This is a genomic window from Candidatus Neptunochlamydia sp. REUL1 (assembly GCF_963457595.1).
Classification (GTDB): Bacteria; Chlamydiota; Chlamydiia; order Chlamydiales; family Simkaniaceae; genus Neptunichlamydia.
In genome coordinates this window covers 230926-249525 of sequence record NZ_OY735137.1, presented here as the reverse complement: position 1 = coordinate 249525, position 18600 = coordinate 230926, and the positions used below count along the sequence as shown (strand labels likewise).

Annotated in this window: 16 protein-coding genes and 1 tRNA gene; 12 read left to right on the top strand and 5 right to left on the bottom strand. The window is 43.0% G+C overall.

Annotated elements, in window-relative coordinates:
* Nucleotides 1–332 precede the first annotated feature (332 nt).
* From R2I63_RS01620 to R2I63_RS01595, 6 genes are all read left to right on the top strand, one after another.
* Nucleotides 333–662, top strand: coding sequence for a DUF721 domain-containing protein (locus tag R2I63_RS01620; protein ID WP_316358131.1), 330 nt, complete (start codon nucleotides 333–335; stop codon nucleotides 660–662).
* 16 nt (nucleotides 663–678) lie between these two features.
* Nucleotides 679–3174 (top strand): DNA topoisomerase (ATP-hydrolyzing) subunit B, encoded by a 2496-nt coding sequence (gyrB, locus tag R2I63_RS01615; protein ID WP_445083651.1) that lies wholly within the window; start codon nucleotides 679–681, stop codon nucleotides 3172–3174.
* Nucleotides 3175–3185: 11 nt separating this feature from the next.
* Nucleotides 3186–5660: a DNA topoisomerase (ATP-hydrolyzing) subunit A gene (gyrA, locus tag R2I63_RS01610; RefSeq protein WP_316358127.1), complete on the top strand. Its 2475-nt coding sequence runs from the start codon at nucleotides 3186–3188 to the stop codon at nucleotides 5658–5660.
* Entirely contained in the window at nucleotides 5644–6282 is a 639-nt protein-coding gene (gene tmk, locus R2I63_RS01605) for a dTMP kinase (protein WP_316358125.1), read from the top strand. Before gyrA ends, tmk begins: the two co-directional genes overlap by 17 nt.
* Complete coding sequence (locus R2I63_RS01600) at nucleotides 6270–7160, top strand: DNA polymerase III subunit (RefSeq protein ID WP_316358123.1); 891 nt, start codon at nucleotides 6270–6272, stop codon at nucleotides 7158–7160. Before tmk ends, R2I63_RS01600 begins: the two co-directional genes overlap by 13 nt.
* A 94-nt stretch (nucleotides 7161–7254) precedes the next feature.
* Nucleotides 7255–8262: a M48 family metalloprotease gene (locus tag R2I63_RS01595; RefSeq protein ID WP_316358121.1), complete on the top strand. Its 1008-nt coding sequence runs from the start codon at nucleotides 7255–7257 to the stop codon at nucleotides 8260–8262.
* Here R2I63_RS01595 and R2I63_RS01590 read toward each other — a convergent pair.
* From R2I63_RS01590 to R2I63_RS01580, 3 genes are all read right to left on the bottom strand, one after another.
* The gene (locus R2I63_RS01590) at nucleotides 8223–8804 is read right to left on the bottom strand and encodes a 3'-5' exonuclease (RefSeq protein WP_316358119.1); all 582 of its coding nucleotides are present in this window, start codon (nucleotides 8802–8804) and stop codon (nucleotides 8223–8225) included. The two genes, R2I63_RS01595 and R2I63_RS01590, sit on opposite strands and share 40 nt — an antisense overlap.
* 111 nt (nucleotides 8805–8915) lie before the next feature.
* Nucleotides 8916–11594, bottom strand: a complete 2679-nt coding sequence (locus R2I63_RS01585) for a hypothetical protein (protein ID WP_316358116.1) — start codon at nucleotides 11592–11594, stop codon at nucleotides 8916–8918.
* Nucleotides 11595–11705: 111 nt separating this feature from the next.
* Complete coding sequence (locus R2I63_RS01580; protein ID WP_316358114.1) at nucleotides 11706–12185, bottom strand: MgtC/SapB family protein; 480 nt, start codon at nucleotides 12183–12185, stop codon at nucleotides 11706–11708.
* Between the two features lie 53 nt (nucleotides 12186–12238).
* Between R2I63_RS01580 and nusB the strand changes: the two genes are divergently transcribed.
* Genes nusB through R2I63_RS01560 form a run of 4 tightly spaced genes read left to right on the top strand, consistent with a single transcriptional unit; the run spans nucleotide 12239 to nucleotide 15438 of the window.
* The gene (gene nusB / locus R2I63_RS01575) at nucleotides 12239–12721 is read left to right on the top strand and encodes a transcription antitermination factor NusB (RefSeq protein ID WP_316358112.1); all 483 of its coding nucleotides are present in this window, start codon (nucleotides 12239–12241) and stop codon (nucleotides 12719–12721) included.
* Nucleotides 12682–13554 (top strand): UDP-N-acetylmuramate dehydrogenase, encoded by an 873-nt coding sequence (gene murB, locus R2I63_RS01570; protein WP_316358110.1) that lies wholly within the window; start codon nucleotides 12682–12684, stop codon nucleotides 13552–13554. Before nusB ends, murB begins: the two co-directional genes overlap by 40 nt.
* Nucleotides 13554–14360, top strand: a complete 807-nt coding sequence (locus tag R2I63_RS01565) for a PHP domain-containing protein (RefSeq protein WP_316358108.1) — start codon at nucleotides 13554–13556, stop codon at nucleotides 14358–14360. The genes murB and R2I63_RS01565 overlap by 1 nt, the downstream gene beginning before the upstream one ends.
* Nucleotides 14347–15438: a bifunctional folylpolyglutamate synthase/dihydrofolate synthase gene (locus R2I63_RS01560; RefSeq protein ID WP_316358106.1), complete on the top strand. Its 1092-nt coding sequence runs from the start codon at nucleotides 14347–14349 to the stop codon at nucleotides 15436–15438. The genes R2I63_RS01565 and R2I63_RS01560 overlap by 14 nt, the downstream gene beginning before the upstream one ends.
* Here R2I63_RS01560 and R2I63_RS01555 read toward each other — a convergent pair.
* Nucleotides 15407–16192, bottom strand: a complete 786-nt coding sequence (locus tag R2I63_RS01555) for a hypothetical protein (RefSeq protein ID WP_316358103.1) — start codon at nucleotides 16190–16192, stop codon at nucleotides 15407–15409. The two genes, R2I63_RS01560 and R2I63_RS01555, sit on opposite strands and share 32 nt — an antisense overlap.
* Nucleotides 16193–16343: 151 nt before the next feature.
* The gene (locus tag R2I63_RS01550; protein ID WP_316358102.1) at nucleotides 16344–16874 is read right to left on the bottom strand and encodes a tRNA (mnm(5)s(2)U34)-methyltransferase; all 531 of its coding nucleotides are present in this window, start codon (nucleotides 16872–16874) and stop codon (nucleotides 16344–16346) included.
* Nucleotides 16875–16909: 35 nt separating this feature from the next.
* Between R2I63_RS01550 and R2I63_RS01545 the strand changes: the two genes are divergently transcribed.
* Both R2I63_RS01545 and R2I63_RS01540 read left to right on the top strand, forming a co-directional pair.
* A complete protein-coding gene (locus R2I63_RS01545; protein ID WP_316358101.1) occupies nucleotides 16910–18442 on the top strand; it encodes an L-aspartate oxidase in 1533 nt (510 codons plus the stop codon).
* A gap of 25 nt (nucleotides 18443–18467) precedes the next feature.
* Nucleotides 18468–18541 (top strand) — tRNA-Val (locus R2I63_RS01540).
* Nucleotides 18542–18600 lie beyond the last annotated feature (59 nt).

Genomic DNA, 18600 nt, shown 5'->3' with positions numbered 1-18600 from the left:
TCCATCTAAGAACCCAACACTAGCAATCTGCTTTGAAAAAAACAAGGTAAAACCGACGTGATTATTATCTCTGCTGATGCGGTGAGTATTATGTGTCTTTGAGCAGATGTTTATAGGGCATTAAAAGAAAGGCAATGGCTTTTTAAATGGGTCGCAAAACCTATTCGTAGGTTACTAGTTTTAAGGGTGTAAGGGTTATAAAACAAAACAGTTTATATCAAGGAAAACTTTGTGATTTTAGAGTCCATTTATATCGTGTTTTCTGTTATAATTTACTTGCGCTTTTGACCTGATTTTTCTATAGTGTGAAAAAGTAACTGGTGTGGCGGTGAATGAAAAAACGGATACCTAGAAATTATGATGGAGCTACGCCGACAGGAAGACAGATCAAGGAATTATTTCCGGAGATTTTGTCCGATCTTTCTGCGAAGTTAAATGATAAGCCAGACCAAATACTAGGCGCATGGCCTGAGATTGTGGGAAAGAGAATTAGTAAAATGTCCCGCGCAGTTGGCTTTGAGGATGGAGTTCTCAAGGTGCAAGTGAAAAACTCTACTCTTAATAGTTTGCTCGTTGAGCACGAAAAACCTCGCCTATTGGCGGCGTTTCAAAAGAGATTTCCGAAAGTCACTTTTCGGGACATCTTTTTTAGGATAGGATAAAAACGAATAGGAAATTATGACAATGACAAAAGATAAAGATCCTCGCCAGCAGGACTACACTGCTAGCTCGATCACGGTCCTTGAAGGTCTTCAAGCGGTTAGAGAGCGACCTGGGATGTATATTGGTGATACGGCTACAAATGGTCTGCATCAACTGGTCTACGAGGTGGTGGACAACTGTATTGATGAAGCCATGGCTGGTTATTGCTCTCTTATTCAAGTCATTGTGCATGAGGATAATTCTGTTACTGTCGAGGACAATGGTCGAGGGATTCCTGTTGGGAAACATGAGAAAGAATCAAAGAAACAGGGTAGAGAGATTTCTGCTGTTGAAGTAGTCATGACCATTCTTCACGCAGGGGGTAAATTTGACAAGAGTACCTATAAAGTTTCTGGTGGGTTGCATGGTGTAGGTGTCAGTTGTGTTAATGCTCTATCAAAACTTCTGCAAGTAGAGATTTATAAGGACGGAAAATTACATAATATTGAGTTTTCTCGAGGAAAGGTTATTCAGCCTCTGAAAGCAGAGGGGGAGACTGATAAAAGAGGAACAAAAGTTCACTTTGTCCCCGATGACAAGATTTTTTCTGTGACAGAATATGATCATGGAATTCTTCTCAATCGCCTTCGCGAACTTGCTTTTCTTAATCGTGGTATTCAGATTCTTTTCCGTGATGAAAGAGATGAAGCCCTGGAAGAGATGGTTTTCAAATACGAGGGAGGAATTTCATCGTTTGTGAAATATCTCAATGAGAATAAAACAGTTCTTTTTGAAAAACCGATCTACATCACTGGTGGCAAAGAACTTCACGATGGGCCTATTGAATTTGAAATTGCGATGCAATGGAATGGAACCTATTCTGAGTCTATCTACTCCTATGTGAACAACATTGCGACAAAGTACGGAGGAACGCACGTCTCAGGTTTTTCTTCGGCACTTACCCGCTCCCTTAACACATATATCAAGAACAATAGTCTCCTCAAAAATTCAAAAGTTTCTGTGACTGGGGAAGATATGCGAGAAGGGCTTACAACTGTCCTCTCGATAAAGATTGCAAATCCTCAGTTTGAAGGGCAGACCAAACAAAAGCTTGGAAATAGTGAAGTAGCTTCTGTTGTCCAACAATTTGTTGGAGAAGAGTTTACTGCATTCCTTAATGAGAATCCCCCTATAGCCCGAACGATTGTTGACAAAGCCATTTTAGCTGCACAAGCGCGCGAAGCGGCTAAGAAAGCAAGAGAATTGACGCTTAGAAAAACGGCACTCGATAGCGGTCGTCTGCCTGGTAAGTTGAGCGACTGTCAAGAGAGTGACCCAACTAAATGTGAAATTTATATTGTTGAAGGGGACTCTGCAGGTGGTTCTGCGAAACTGGGACGAGATCGTCGTTTTCAAGCGATTTTGCCGATTCGTGGTAAGATCCTAAACGTTGAAAAAGCGCGGCTTCAAAAGGTTTTGCAAAACACTGAAGTGGGAACGATGGTTTCTGCTTTTGGATGTGGAATCGGAAAGGACAACTTCAACATCGAAAAACTTCGTTACCATCGAATTATTGTGATGACGGATGCCGATGTTGATGGCTCCCATATTAGAACACTTCTACTGACCTTCTTTTACCGTCATATGCCGGCGCTTATTGAAAATAATTACGTATATATTGCACAGCCACCTCTCTATCGAGTCAGCCGAAAGAAAAAGGGTCGATATATCCATTCGGAACGAGAAATGGATGAATATCTCCTTAACCTGGGAATTAGTGACGTTACATTCAGGCTTGCTTCCCATAATGAATGTTTGGAGCACGATGAGGTTAAAACTCTCCTTTATGGAATTCTAGAAGTGGAGCAGCTCATCTCGTCAATCGAACGGAAAGGGATTCCTTTCCGCGAGTTCTTAGGAGCTCAGAACGAAGAAGGGGTGCTTCCTCGTTTTCATGTGATCATGAACGATGAGCATACTTTTGTTTATTCGAACAATGAATTTTCAGAGCTGAAGAAACAGAATGAAGAGAATCAGCGTGTAGAGCATGAAGCGACTCTTGCATCAATTCCCAAGGAGGAGCAAACCGATGAGATGAAGGAATTCACTCCAAGATTGCTCTCTTTTGTTGAGCTTTATGAGGATGGAAAGCTCAAAGTTCTGCGTGAAAAACTTTCTAACTATAGCTTTTCTCTTGATCAGTATGTAAAGGCTGAGGGAAAGCTATTGGATATTATTGAGGAAGGGGGGCTAGAAACCCCAATTTATACCCTGAAAGAACTCATCGAATTCCTCCGCAAAAACGGAAGGAAAGGGATCGAGATTCAACGGTATAAGGGTCTGGGTGAGATGAATGCAGATCAGCTCTGGGAAACGACAATGGAACCCGCTAACCGGACTCTTGTTCAGGTCACGATGCCTGATGCTGTTGCTGCAGACCACATGTTTACGATGCTCATGGGAGATGAAGTCGCACCACGCCGTGCATTTATTGAATCACACGCCCTTTCGGTTAAAAACTTAGATATTTAATAGGAGAAATCATGTCCTACCTTGAAGGAGAAACTGTTGTACCACGGAGTGTGGAAGAGGAGATGAAGGAGAGTTATCTCCGTTACTCCATGTCGGTTATTATTGCCCGTGCTCTTCCAGATGTTCGCGACGGTCTTAAACCCTCACAGCGTCGAATCCTTTTTGCGATGAGGCAGCTCAATTTGAGCCCAGGGGCTAAGCATCGAAAATGTGCGAAAATTTGTGGTGACACCTCTGGGGATTACCATCCTCATGGTGAACAAGTCATTTATCCCACCCTTGTCCGAATGGCACAAGATTGGGTGATGCGCTACACAATGGTGCAGGGGCAAGGAAACTTCGGCTCTATCGACGGTGATCCTCCTGCTGCAATGAGATATACAGAAGCACGTCTTACAAAACCTTCGATGGCTCTTATGGAGGATCTCGATAAGGAAACAGTTGAGTATGCTCCAAACTACGATGAAACCAAAAAAGAACCAACAGTTTTTCCTGCGAAATTCCCTAACCTTCTTTGTAATGGATCCTCTGGAATTGCGGTTGGGATGGCAACGAATATTCCTCCCCACAACTTGAAAGAGCTCTGCAGAGCAACTGAGATGCTGATCGACAATCCAAAAGTTTCGATCGATGAGATTATGGAAGTGATGCCTGCCCCTGATTTTCCAACAGGTGGAATGATTTGTGGTTACCGAGGGATTAAAGAAGCTTTCCATACTGGTCGCGGTAAGCTTATGCTCCGAGGAACTCTTCATGTTGAAGATATCAAAAATTCAGATAAGCAACGTATTGTAATTGACGAAGTTCCATACAATATGAACAAGTCCCGTCTTGTCGAGAGAATTGCTGATCTTGTGAATGATAAGCAAATCACTGGGGTTTCTGATATCCGAGATGAGTCCGACAAAGATGGAATGCGAGTGGTGATTGAACTGAAGAAGGGAGAAATTCCTGACGTTATTATCAATCAACTCTACAAATTTACCGATATGCAGGTGACCTTTGGTTGCAATATGCTAGCCCTTGATAAAGGCCTTCCTCGTATCATGAATATCAAGCAGATGATTGCTGCTTGGATCGATCACCGTATTGAAGTTGTTCGTGCAAGAACGCGCTTTGAACTCAACAAAGCTGAAGCACGCGCGCACATTTTAGAAGGTTACCTTAAAGCCCTAGATCACCTTGATGAAGTTGTTAAGTTGATTCGAGGAAGCCAAAATAGGGACGAGGCTAAGCTCAAACTAATCGAGAAATATGAGTTCTCCGACCGCCAAGTCAACGCTGTTCTTGATCTCAAACTCTATCAATTAACCGGAATGGAGAAAGAAAAGATTGAAGGGGAGTACGCCGATCTTCAAGCAAAGATTGCCCATTACCGTGCAGTTCTTGCGAGTGAAACTCTTGTAAGAGGGATCATCAAGGACGAACTTCAAGAAGTGCAAGCTTTTGATAAAACAGAAAGAAAGACACAGATTGTTCCTGCTGAGGGAGAGTTTCAGATGGAAGATCTGATTGCTGACGAGCCAGTGATCCTGACCATCTCCAATGATGATTACATCAAGAGAATGCCGATTGGAACCTTTAAAGAGCAGAGAAGGGGTGGGCAAGGTGTGATTGGTTTTGATCATAAGAAAGAGACCGACACAATTAAAGACATTTATGTTGCCTCAACCCATGACACTATTATGTTCTTCACAAACTTTGGCCGTGTTTATTGGGTCAAAGTATGGCAAATTCCTGAGTCAGGCAGACGTTCAAAAGGAAAGCCACTTGTTAACCTCCTCGAAGGGCTAAGCGAAGGGGAGCAAATTGCAGCGCAGCTCCGAGTCCGTCGTTTCGACGAAGAAGGGGCTTCGATCCTTTTAGCTACCAAGCGGGGAGTGGTGAAGAAAACTCTTCTAGAGTCCTTCAGCTCACCTCGCCGAAAAGGGGTCTATGCGATCAATATCGATGATGGTGATGAAGTGATTGCTGCTCATATCGTTCGTCTTAAAGAACAAATGATGCTCTTTACTCATGAAGGAATGGCAGTCCGCTTTGACCAAGACCAGGTGCGCACAATGGGAAGAGTGGCTCGAGGAGTTCGCGGTGTCAAACTTAAAAGTAGCAGCGACCGCGTGGTTTCCTGTGAAGTGGTGCGTGGCAATGAGACCGTCCTCGTTGTCTGCGAAAACGGTTTTGGAAAGAGATCTAGCGTTGAACAGTTTAGACACACTAAGCGAGGAGGCGTAGGAGTCCGCTCGATTATTACCAGCAAGCGTAATGGACAAGTGGTTGGAGCCCTTTCTGTTGGTGATAAGGACAGTGTTGTCTTAATGGCGAGCTCTGGGCATACCCTTCGCCTTAGTATGCAAGATATCCGAGTAATGGGACGCTCTACTCAAGGAGTGAAAGTCGTTAATCTAAAAAATAGCGATACTTTAATTGCTATGCAAAAGATCGAACACCTCGAAGAAGAAGAAAAAGAGAGTGAAGAAACGAAATAAAGGTCTTTTCGTCACCTTTGAAGGTGGGGAAGGGGCAGGGAAAACCACCCTGATCAATCGAGTTTACGATGTGCTTACAGCAAAGGGGCACTCGGTGGTTTCGACGCTGGAGCCAGGTGGCACCTCTTTAGGAAAAGAAGTCCGAAACCTTCTGCTTCATCAAAAGAAAAGTCCTGTCTGTCGGCAAAGTGAATTATTCCTCTATCTAGCTGATCGTGCTCAGCATGTTCAGGAGCTCATTTTGCCCGCTCTTGAAGAAGGGAAAATTGTTCTCTGTGACCGATTTAATGATTCCACGCTGGCTTATCAAGGCGTGGCTCGTTCTTTGAATGTGGATCTTCTTCGCGGGCTCTGTTTAGCTGCAACGGATGGGCTAGTTCCTAACCTGACCTTGTATCTAGATCTTGACCCTAAAGTTGGACTTTCTCGCGCTAAGCAAAAAAACACCTATGATCGCCTGGAAGAGGAAAACCTTAGCTTTCACACAAACGTGCGTGAAGCCTTTCTCTCCCTTGCTAAGGATGAACCCAATAGGTTCCATGTCATCGACGCTTCAAAAGATGTTGATTCTGTTTATACTGCCGCTATGGGAGAGATTAACGATTTGCTATGTCTAAAATAGAAGAGCTTCCAGGAAATTCAAAAGTAAAAAAACACCTAAGTAAGCTGCTTGAAAAGACGCCTCATGCTCTCCTTTTTGAAGGGCCTAAGGGAGTAGGAAAAGGGGAGTTTGCTCAAGGGTTCGCTCGGGAACTTCTTAAGACAAGCAAGAAAGACCCCCCTGACCTTCGCCACCTTTATCCAGAGGGAAAAGCGCATCTCCATCCAATGCATTCTATTCGCCAGTTTATTGATGAAACAGCTCTGCCCCCTTTTGAAGCTGACAGAAAAGTCTTTATCATCTATGAAGCCGATCGTATGCTTCCATCAAGTAGTAATGCCCTTCTAAAGACCCTAGAAGAACCTCTTGGTCCGGTCACCATCATTCTTGTTTCTTCTCGCCCTGATTTTCTTCTTCCCACGATCACCTCAAGGTGTTTTCGTGTTCCCTTTTCTCTTCTATCGGAAGAAGAAATTATTGCAGCCTTGATTCCTGAAAAAAAGCCTGGTGAAGCGCGAAAAATAGCGCTTCTTTCTCATGGGAATCTTGATAAGGCACGGACCCTTGCTTCAAAAGAAAAGGATTTACTTCCCGAGCAGATGTTTCATGTGGGTTTCCGTCTCCTCCGCGGCGACCTCCCTACTTCAAAAGAGCTTCCTGAAGGTGCTAATGCGGAAGAAGCCCTTTCCTACCTCTTCTACTTCTATCGAGACCTTCATCTTCTCCAAAGCGGCGCGAGCCCTTCTCTTCTTTTCTATCAGGATAAGGCAGAGGTCCTCTCTCGCATCACTGTTCCTTTACCCTCTCTAGAAATCATTCAGAATCGGATTGAGAAGGCCCTTCTTGCCACTGAGCTCCACCTTCCTCTTTCTCATGCGCTACCAGCATTAATAAAATAGTTTTTCGTATTAATAAAATAGTTTTTCATGTTGTTTTAAACTAAAAATTTAGTAAAATATCTCCATTTTCAATAAAAGTTCAGGAGAATTATTTATGTCTGCAATTATCGATGGAACAGAAGGAAGTACTGGAGCTGAATTTTTTGAGCTTCATGAAAATCAAGAAGAGCCTCCTCTAAACACAAAAACCTCTTCCATAGCAACCTCCGTATTTAATTATTTTTTCCCAAGACACCCTTATACTCAATGTCGAGAATTTCGTCTGATTCCAGATGTTATAGAAAAGTTTATAGGTGGATTTGTTTTTACTAGTGCAGTAGGTCAGGGGGGGGGGATTGTTTTCCATAAAGATCTTGGGATGTGTCAGAAGATATTATCAGACTTAAAAGTACACTCGATACGAAACATAGATTATAGCATTGTTGTTCTTGATATAGGAAGGAACAACGCTACGTGTTACCCTGGTGGGAAAATTGCAATTGATCGAGGTTATTTGGACAAAATTGATCGGTTTGTAAGTCATAAAAAAGAAATGGGTTTCAACGGGTATGTAGACCCGGAAACAGGAAAGACAATCAGTTATGAGAATGTTACAAAAAAAGACGTTCTTGCTGCTTTAATTGGCCATGAAATGATTCATGCTGACGCTAGACACGGAATGAGAGTTTTGGAACAGGAACTAGCTTGGAGCATCTTATCTTCCGCTGCGAAACTGTTGCTGGCAATTAAATTAGCACCATTAATAGGAACCGTCACCGCAATCTGTACAACAATGATTATTGGAGCGGCGGTTGAGGTGATTGCGTGGAGCTATTTTAGCTCTAGAGATCATCATCAAGAATTTGAGGCTGATCAATATGGCATGATCAACACCTCCAAAGCCGGGTACAGCGTTAGTGGATCTTTCTTTTTGCAAGTGGTTCTTAATGATGGAGAAGCTATAGTATCATATGATAGTCCCTATACGAAGTTCTTTATGAAGCTTTTGGATCTTTTTTTTGGGGATACGCACCCTTCCTATCAAGAAAGACAGAAAGCCTTATTCGACCAATTAAGTAGTGATCAGTTTATAGCTGTAGGAAAGCCGACGACAGCTTCATAGCAGAGCATCAGGTGATCAACGCCGTTCATGGCTTTATGGGGCTCCGCTTCAGTAGGGAGGCCAAGAGCCTTAGCGATTTTGTCTTTAGAGATACCTGTATCCCAGGGATTTGGACTTTTGCTAGTGAGGCACTTCATCCAATACATCGAGGCCAAATCGAGCCAATGGTAGGGCCAATTGAGCTTTTCTTGGACGTCTGCATCGATAAGCTGCGTGAAAAAAGCGCGGTCAAATGAAGGGTTTTGGCAGATAAATACAGCGCCGCTTCTTTGGATACCGCAGCGTTTGAAGGAAAGCTTCACTTCTTCAGCAACCTCTTGGAGCGTCATTCCATCCTTTAGGTGTTCCCACGTAAAGCCATTAACTTTGAGACTTGCAGGATCACTTTTCCCCCACTCTTCAAAGGGAATATGGATGAGGGTTTCGAAAGCTTCAAGGGTCTCTCCACTTTCCACATCAACAATTTTGTAAGCAAGCTCGCAGATATGGTGTTTACGGACATTAAGACCATTGGTTTCTGAGTCTAAAAAGATACCAAGCACATCAATCTCCCAATCGCTAGCAAGCAATTATACTGTTGCAAAGAAAAATTTCCAATTATTATCGGTATAATTGGAAGGAAAAAACTTGTAAATAGGTAAATCTAGATAGCGTTACGCAAATGAGAAAACGGCTTGAGAAGCTTCCATTTCATCTTCTCCCAAGAAGGCTCTGATCGTTTCATAATTATTGTAGGAAGCAAGCATTGAGATATCCTCCGTTCCTTCATTGAATTTTTGTAGTACTTTGACCCGGTCTCTGAAAGCTTTAATAGCTTGTCCCTCATCTTCACCGAAAAAGGATTCAAAATATTCTAGACCGAGCTCTTCTTGCCACGTGCGAATAATTTCATCGACTTTTTCATCTGTGAGTGATGCGATAAGACGCCTACTGCTATCTGTAAGTTGAAAGTTTGATAACTCAAGATCTTTCCACAGGTACTGGCTCCACATGGACAAATCAACTCCAACGACTTGGTAACCTTCAACCGTAAGAGGAAGAGGACCAAGCTGCTGAGGGAGATGACCTCTTGGAAAACAGTTAGCATTATCAATCATTTTGATATCTCTAAAGTGTTTTCCATCAGGAGTCATTCTCACCATCCAATTGTCTAGCTTACGGTCAAGGTTTCCTAATAAAAAATCCAAAATGACAAATCGCTGATATTTATCAAGATCTGAAAGATTAACATCAGCAGCCCCTGGAAGCTCCACTTCTTCAGCTTCTCGGTATCCGTGAAGGAAATGCTGAAAGGATCCCCTGTGACCGTCTGCGGAAACAATCTCGGTTTTAGGAGTTGACTGAGTGCCGATGACTCTGTCTAGCAAGTGGGTGGCTCTTTCGGAGATCATGGCCCCTTTGTGACGTGACTCAGGGAGGGGTAGGTACCCTTCCTGATTTCGAACTGATGCTATGTATGATAAGGCATTTTTCACTTGCTTACCCCATGAAAATTCAGCATCTATTGATTTAAATACGCCAAGTTTTTTACCTGTTAAGTCAACGTAGATATAGGACCCATAGGATCCCTTATTTGCTATCGGTTGGAAATATTTTTTTCCTTCAGAAATCTCTATCTCCGTTTGACTCTGAATCTGGACAGATGTTCCCTTTAGGGCTTTTTGCTGCTCTATAATAAGAGGGTGTTCATTTGTATAAAACAGTTCCATTCCATCTGGCGTTAAAAGATTGCGCCCATCAACTAGGGGACTATCATGCATAAGGTTTAACCTGGATTCATCAAGATAGCGATCTGGGAGCATTCGAAGGAGAATAGAAGTATTGCCGGTCCAATCAAAACCAAGGGCATGGGTGAGCTGTTGTTGCCCATTAATTTCCCCTTCTGCTGCACGGGCTGCTTGGGTTGTTTGATGACACCCATGAATATTTGCGATGAAGAGTTCTTTAAAAAGAGGGTCAGTCAGAATGTCATGGGGATTCAGAGTAGGAATATCTCTTCTTAAGTTTCTCCAACTTTGCAGGGCTGCTGAAATAGAAGTTGCAAGAGAGGTCTGGTCGGTACTATTTGCGCAATGGTCAATGACAGGGATCTTTAAAATTTTCATCACAAGATCGCGATAGAAGAATTCCTCTTCTGGTTTAAGCGTGCTAGGATTTCTGAGATGATCTTTGGCTGCCTCCAGCAACTGCTTATCTTTTGCACTGATCGAGGGGGTGTTTGCAATCGCATCATCGATCAAGGGAAAGAGTCGTCTGTAGCCCTCGCGATTGATTTCAGTCTGTTTCCAAGATCTTCCATCTAAGTCAGGGGTAAATCCCTGATTAAAATAGAGGGGCTTGATCATGACGGTATGCTCTTTCTCATTTTTGTCAGTTAGTGTAATGGGTCCCTCTGAAAGGGCATCAAAAATCGCTTTTTCTCTAAGGATAGAGTTTCTTTCATCAGAGCCATGAAATAGGTTTGAAGACATTAGATTATTCAACATAAACGTAAGTTCATATCCATTTTCGGTTTCAATCAGTCCCTTTTGGGCTTCAGGATTTTTTGCGAGTTCATTTTGAAAGATAAAATTCAGTTGCTCCATAGCTTTGGACTTAGTATCTCCGCATCCTGTGTAAGCAATCGATTCGCCTGTGGTATAATCATTGATGCGGCGCATCATGGAGATTCCTTTTGAAGACCGGTCATTGCTTGAGACTACCGTATTTTGGAGGATTTCTCTTTGTCCTCGTTCATTCGTAAATGAATAATCTGATTCGCCATTGTGATGCCAACGCGTGATTGAATAGGTTTTAGATAAATCTCTAAAAGAGAGTGATTCAATATTGGGTTTTACAACAAAGTCCCTAACATCCTTTACACTAAAATTGACCCCAGCTTTTGTGATAGATTTTCTTAGGAGAGAAAGGTCATATGCTTTGAGTCCTTTTCGAACAGATCCTCTAAGAGTTAAATTTTTCCTAAGATTTTTGTAGGCTGCATCTATAATGTACTTTGTTCTAGACCAGATTCCGGTCATTCTTTCCATGAGACCGTTTTCGAAACCGGAATAGCGTTCTGTCGTTGTGATTTCTCCATTTTCCCAGAGTCTTTTATTTTCATTGATCCGCTCTCTAGCAATATGGTAGAGCATATCATCTCTGCTATCAAAGTGCTGGGAGGAATGGCAGACTCTTTCGCCATCGAGGAATTTCACTTCCGTGCTCGATTGCCCCTGGTCAACGTAATACGCTGATCCTGTTCGACCTGCTGTAAGTGTCCGATCATATGCGAGATGAGAGCTAGTTCTTAAAGCCTCTATCATTACATCACTTCCCCAAGTTAGTAGCATAATTATATCATAAATATAACTTATTTAAATATTATAAAATAAATTTAATTAATAATATTTAATAAATTAAAATTATTTATTTATGGTTTTAGGTTTGAGCAGAGAAGAGACTCAATCGTCGTCGTAAGCTTTCCCTTGGATTTTCTTTTTCCACTTCATCCAACCAGGAAGGCGGTACATGGAAAGGAGGGCGAGGATAATTATTGTTGAGGAGACGGCTAGGATATACATTTTATTTGCGACGGCAAGCCCAATCGACGCAGTGGCCCACACCGTTGCTGCCGTCGTGAGGCCTCGAATACGCCCTTTATCTCGAAGAATTACACCAGCTCCCAAGAAACCGATACCACTGACAATTTGAGCGGCAATCCGTGAGGGGTCAGCTGCTCCAGTCATCGTATTGGAGAAGCTAGGACCGGTGACATTCATAGAAATAAACCCAAATAGGCAAGATCCCAAAGCGACGGCGGCATGGGTCCGGATTCCAGCAAGTCCTACATGGCGCTCTCTTTCGAGCCCGATTACAGCCCCCAGGAATGCAGCCAGCAGAATGTGCCCAGCAAGTATTAACTCTTCATGACATTCAATCATAATTTTTATTTACCCACTTCCTAGTGAATTGTAAATGAAAAAATTATCTTTTTTTGGAAGAGGTTTTCTGGTATCCTTCTGGAGTTATGGTTGTTCCTCAAAGAAAGTTTAGAGAAATCGTCTTCCAGATGGTTTATAGTCGTGATCTCAATAATGAGGCTGATGCGAAAGTTCTTTCTTCCATGCTTGACCAATTTGTGGTTACACGGAAGGTGCTCCATCATGCTTTTGCAAAGGTGGAAAAGATTTTCGGAATCATGGATGAGATCGATGCCTTGATTTCTAAATTTTCAAAAGATTATGATTTCAAAAGGATCTCCCGTGTCGAGCGCAACATTTTACGCCTCGGTGTTTTTGAATTAAAATATGAAGGAGAGGTCCCTCCTAAAGTGGCTATTGCTGAGGCGATTCGACTCAGTCGAAAGTTTGGAACCCCTGAGGGAGGAGCGTTTGTCAACGCTGTATTAGATGCAATCTTTCAATCAGAGGACTCCCCGTGTCTATCGAAACCCGTATTGAACTCAACAAGCCCCTAAAGGGACTCTCAACATTTGGAATCGGGGGAAATGCTCGTTATTTTATCTCTGTCCAAACGATAGCCGAGATGCAAGAGCTTAGGCTGTTTCTTAACCGCGAAGGCATGCCTTATTGGGTTGTCGGGAAGGGTTCTAATTCTCTTTTTAGTGATCGAGGGTTTGATGGGATGATCGTCCTTAACAAAATTGATTTTTTTGAATTCGATGAAGGGGTTCTTCATGTGGGAGCTGGGTATTCATTCTCCCTTCTAGGGGCGCAAATGGCGCGAAAAAAATGGAGCGGCCTGGAGTTTGCTTCAGGAATCCCTGGGTCTGTTGGGGGAGCTATCTATATGAATGCTGGCGCAAATGGGAAGGAAACCTGCGACGCCCTCACCCATGTGGGAGTGATTGATAAGAGTGGAGAGCTTGTGGAGATAGCAGACCTTGCATTTTCGTATCGCACCTCTCCTTTTCAAAATAGTGAGGACATCATCGTCTCAGGACGATTTCAACTTATAAAGTATGAACAGGCTCGAAAGGATCAACTCGAGATTGTCGAATATCGAATGCGGACGCAACCGTATGGCGAAAAAAGTGCGGGGTGTATTTTTCGTAATCCTGATTCTATAGGGGCTGGTGCTCTAATCGAAGAATGCGGTTTGAAAGGAAAGCGTATAGGGGGAGCTGAAGTTTCGACTCTTCATGGAAATTTTATTATCAATCGGGGAGAAGCTAAGACTTCAGATGTTCTAGAGCTCGCCAAGTATATCAAAGAAACGATAAGGGAAAAAACAGGGCATGAGCTTGAAATGGAAATACGCCCCATTCCTTACAATATTGGAGGGCGCTGATGTATCGTGCTGATCTTCATTGCCATTCCACTTGTAGTGATGGAACGTGCAGTCCTAGTGAGTTACTTGTATTAGCAAAAGAGAAAGGGCTAGATGGTCTCGCTATTACGGACCATGATACGCTTGATGCCTATACGGAAGAGCTTTTTGCTGAAGCAGAATCGCTTGGAGTCAAGCTTTTTGTAGGGGTGGAATTTTCAACACGCCATAAGGGTTATCCTGTGCATCTTCTTGGATACGGAATGAAGAAAACCCCTGAAATTCTTGATTTTTGTGACAAACACCAAGAAAGGCGTCTCTATCGCAACCGCGCTATTTTAAAAAGGCTGAAGCGACTCTCGATTATTGTTGATGAGGAAGAACTCGGCAACCCAAAAGATAGGACAGTGGGGCGTCCTCATATTGCACAACTCCTACTGGAGAAAGGAATTGTTTCCTCAATTCAAGAAGCGTTCAACCGGTTCATTGGGGAAGGGAAGCCCTGCTTTGAACCAGGTGAGAGCGTCACACCACAAGAGACGATTCAGACCATCCAAAATGCCGGTGGAAAAGCCTTTATTGCCCACCCCCACTTGGTAAGAAAGGGGGCCGTCTTGAATGCTTTGCTTTCGATGCCTTTTGATGGAATTGAATGTTATTATGGGCGTTTTCATAATCACGAAAAACGCTGGCTTACTGTAGCTGAGAAGAATGGGCTTCTTGTGAGTGGTGGTTCAGATTTTCACGGAACAGTGAAGCCTTATATTGAGCTTGGTTGTTCCTGGGTTGGAGAAGACAATGTCTTGAAACTTTTTGGAGAGACATGACCGGTATCATGAGCTTACTGACTTTTTGTTTTCTTTAAATCGCTCCAAAGAACTCAAAACGGATTTATCCGCGCCGCTTGACCTGGCGGAAAAATTAGGTCATCCGGAAAGAGGTTTTCCATCAGTTCATATTGCGGGGACTAACGGAAAGGGGACCGTTGCTTTGAAGCTATCTGCTGTACTACAGGAAAATGGTTATCGAGTGGGGCTCTTTACCTCTCCTCACCTCCATACTTACCGTGAGCGAATTCAGATTAACGGTGTTATGATTTCTGAAGAAGATGTTGTTTTAGGCCTCGAAAAAATCCTTCCTCTTGCCAAGAATCCCAAGTTTTTTGAGATTACTACGCTACTTGCTTTTCATTACTTTGCACGAGAAGAGGTAGATATAGCCATTATCGAAGCGGGGCTTGGTGGGAGGCTTGATGCAACAAATATTATCGACCCAATCCTCTCAATCATCACATCAATTGATATCGACCATTCCTCAATTTTAGGGGGAACTCTTGATGCAATCGCTAAGGAAAAAGGGGGGATTATTAAAAAAAACACCCCTATTGTATTAGGAGAGTCAGCTGCTAGAAAGCCTATTTTCGATATTGCTGAAGATAAGAATGCGCCTGTGATTCTCTCCAAAGAAGGGAGCATGAACATTGCTCGAAAAGCGCTCAAACACCTTCCCTTTAATACCGAAATCACCGATAGCCTGGCGCAGCGTCCTCCCTGTCGCTTTGAAAAAAGAGGGGATATGCTTCTAGATGTGGCGCATAACCCTGCGGCACTTACCCACCTTTTTGAGAAGATCAAAAAAGAATATCGAGGAAAGAAGATTCATGTCTTGTTGGGAATGGCAAAAGATAAGGATGTTGAAGGCGCTCTTGAAGTCATAGAAAAGTATGCTGACCACATTGCCCTGCTGCCTTCAGACCACCCTAGGCTTCTTCCTCAAGAAAGCTTTAGGGTAGGAATATCTATGACTCTTGAAGAGGCCCTTGCTTATGCAAAAAAAGAAAAGGCTCTGCCAGTCGTAACCGGATCATTTTACATTATGCCACAGGCGGAGCTTCCGCAAACATAAGCTCAATCTCTTTCTGAGAGGGAGAGTATCCATCTTTGCGCACCATTTGCATACCCATAGTGACCATTTCACGAATATATTCAGCAGAATGATCAACAGGACCCAGGTCCTGCTGCACACCTTGTGGAAGTTGACGAAACTTTATAATTCCTTCGGGATGCCCCTGATGAAGAAGCTGTGCGATTTGCAAAATCTCAATAGAGAGTTCGGCAGCGTCCCAATCAGGGGTGACAACCGCTCCGATAACTTCAGATTCTGGTAACATTTTCTCGTCCTTAACAAAGTTGACTTGGGAATGGTGTACCATATCATCTATTTTTGAAAAAGGAGTTTGACCTGAAAGTTCTGCAAGTTTCACGGAGGCCATTCGAAGAAAATTTGAATTGTCTACTGAAAGGGAATTGTTGCTCCAAACATCGGCCATTATTTCCTTAAGAGTTTGTGTACGATGGGCAAGTTCTTCTGGAGAAGAATACTCCCCGCTACTTAAAGCTATTGCTTCTTCGTAGATTGTATCAACCATATGATTCACATTCAAAGAGTGAACCCGTCCACATAGACTTTGAAATTTATGTTGCGTCTCTTCAGGAAGCTTTGAAACATCAACGTTATTGACTCGCTGAATGATATTAAAAAGATCTCTTCGATTGTAAGTTTCTTGGCTATAAATTGCATCATATAACTCTTCAACAACACCTGACTGACGTTCTTGAAAAAAGATCGGAGAGGCGTCAATAACTTTTTTTAATTCCATACTTTCCCTTGTGAGTTTTAGGAGTGTTTATTAACAATTTGTTAATATCCTACCTACCATTATTATACTAAATGTCTAATTCCCAGGCAATTCATAATCATTTCTTACTCATATAGAAATCGATTGAATTGTGCAAAGTTTAAAATATTTACTATATTATTTTTTGAATGAGGAGCAAGGAAGGTCCCTTAGAGCGGTTGATTGACTGATGATGAGAAACCTGAAACTTTTTCGGAGAAAAGTTTGCGACTAAAGTAATGAGAGCGGATTCTTCCCTAGCTCCCTCAGTGTGACCGGGATAGAGCATGCAGCTGATGAGACCTCCCGGATTGAGGAGCACCATGCCGGTTTCGATACTTTTAATAGTTGTTTGTACATTGGTTGTAAGGGATTTATCTCCTCCGGGGAGATAACCAAGATTGTAGACAATGAGATCAATAGGGTCCTTGACGGGAGAAAGCATAGAATGGCACTCTAAATGGTAAGAAATATTTTTACTTTCTCCAACTCGAGACTTTGTTGAATTCAGCGCCTTTTTTTGGATATCAAACACATATAAGTGAGCAAGATTAAAACGCGAGAGCACTTCGGTATCGTATCCATTGCCGCATGTTGCATCGATTGCAAAGTTCCCAGGTCTTAAATGGCTTTTCCAAATTTGATGTGCAAGTTTAAGAAACATTGATTCGATTTTCCAGAAACCTTATGGTAACGATCATGATAACAGAAACAAGCGTTTTAATCATAGGTGGAGGGATAGCAGGGCTAGTTGCTGCCTTAGAGCTTGGAGATCGAGGAATCGATGTGGTGGTGATTTCTTCAGGTGAAGGACTGACCTCTGCCAACTCCTATCGAGCGCAAGGGGGAATAGGGTACCAGGCTCCAGATGAGCCTGAGGGGCTGTTTAAGACTGACATCATGAATGCTGGAGTAGGTCTTTGCAATGAACAAGCAGTGGATCAACTCGTTCAGCTCGGACCTAAAGCGATAGAGGAAACGCTCAAGGAAATCCCCTTTGAAAAAGAAGCAAGTGGGGAATGGAAGTTTACGCAAGAAGGGGCTCACTCGGTTCCTAGGATCTTATTCCATGGAGATCAAACGGGGAAAGTTATTATGGAGGGAGTTTATCAAAAAGTCTCGAATCACCCCCATGTAACTCTTCTGCATAATCAGAGTGCTATCGATTTAATTACCCTTTCGCATCATTCAAAAAGAGCAACTGACATCTATCAACCTCCAACATGTGTTGGCGCTTACATTCTAAGCCATCAAACGGAAGAAGTTTATGTGTTATTTGCAGAGGAAACAATCCTTGCAACAGGAGGGGTAGGAGAGTGTTTTCTTCATACAACCAATGGCAAGGAAGCGCGAGGAGATGGCGTTGCAATGGCCTATCGTGCGGGTGTCCGGATCATGAATATGGAGTATGTTCAATTTCATCCCACAGCCCTATATACCGTTGGAGAACCGCGTTTCCTTCTGTCAGAAGCTTTGAGAGGAGAAGGAGGTCAAATCTTATCTCATGAAGGAGATGTTTTAGTTGACCCACTTTCCCCGCGAGATGTTGCAGCACGAGCCATTTTTGAAGAGATGCTTAGAGCCAATCATTCCCACGTATGGCTTGATATGCATTTTAAAGGGAAAGAAGCTTTGCAGAATCGATTTCCGACAATCTACCAGCACTGCAGAGACCGAGGGTGGGAGATGGACAAACACCCCCTTCCCATTGTCCCCGCTGCTCACTATAGCTGCGGTGGGGTAGCAGTAGATCTTGAGGGGCGGACAACCATGCAGGGCTTGAGAGCGATTGGCGAAGTAGCCTGCAGTGGTTTGCATGGAGCCAATCGTCTTGCATCGACAGCGCTCCTTGAAGGGGTTGTTTGGGCAAGAACCTGCAGTCGATCGATCCACATAAAAAAGATCAATTTCCCTGAAATTGAACCCTGGAAAATGGGGACCGAAAAAATCGATAAAGCTTTGATCCAACAAGATTGGATGACCATCAAACAAACCATGTGGAACTATGTGGGGCTTTTGAGAAGTTCTCGGCGTCTGAAAAGAGCAAACAAAATGCTAAACGAACTTAAGTGGGAAATTAATTCTTTTTATGAGGGGGCCTTATTAACTCCAGAACTCCTTGCTCTTCGAAATGGATGCGAAACCGCTCTCCTCATTACTCAAGGAGCGCTTCAAAATCCACGCTCTCAAGGATGTCACTATATTGTTGATGAGAAATTAGCTTTCATATAGAATGTTGGAAATTAAAATTCCAAATGGGGTATTAGCTCAGTTGGTTAGAGCGCCACGTTGACATCGTGGAGGTCAGCTGTTCGAGTCAGCTATATCCCAACCATTTTATTTTGAAAGATCGTCATAATTTCCAGATTTGCCAAACAGCCACAGCAGTC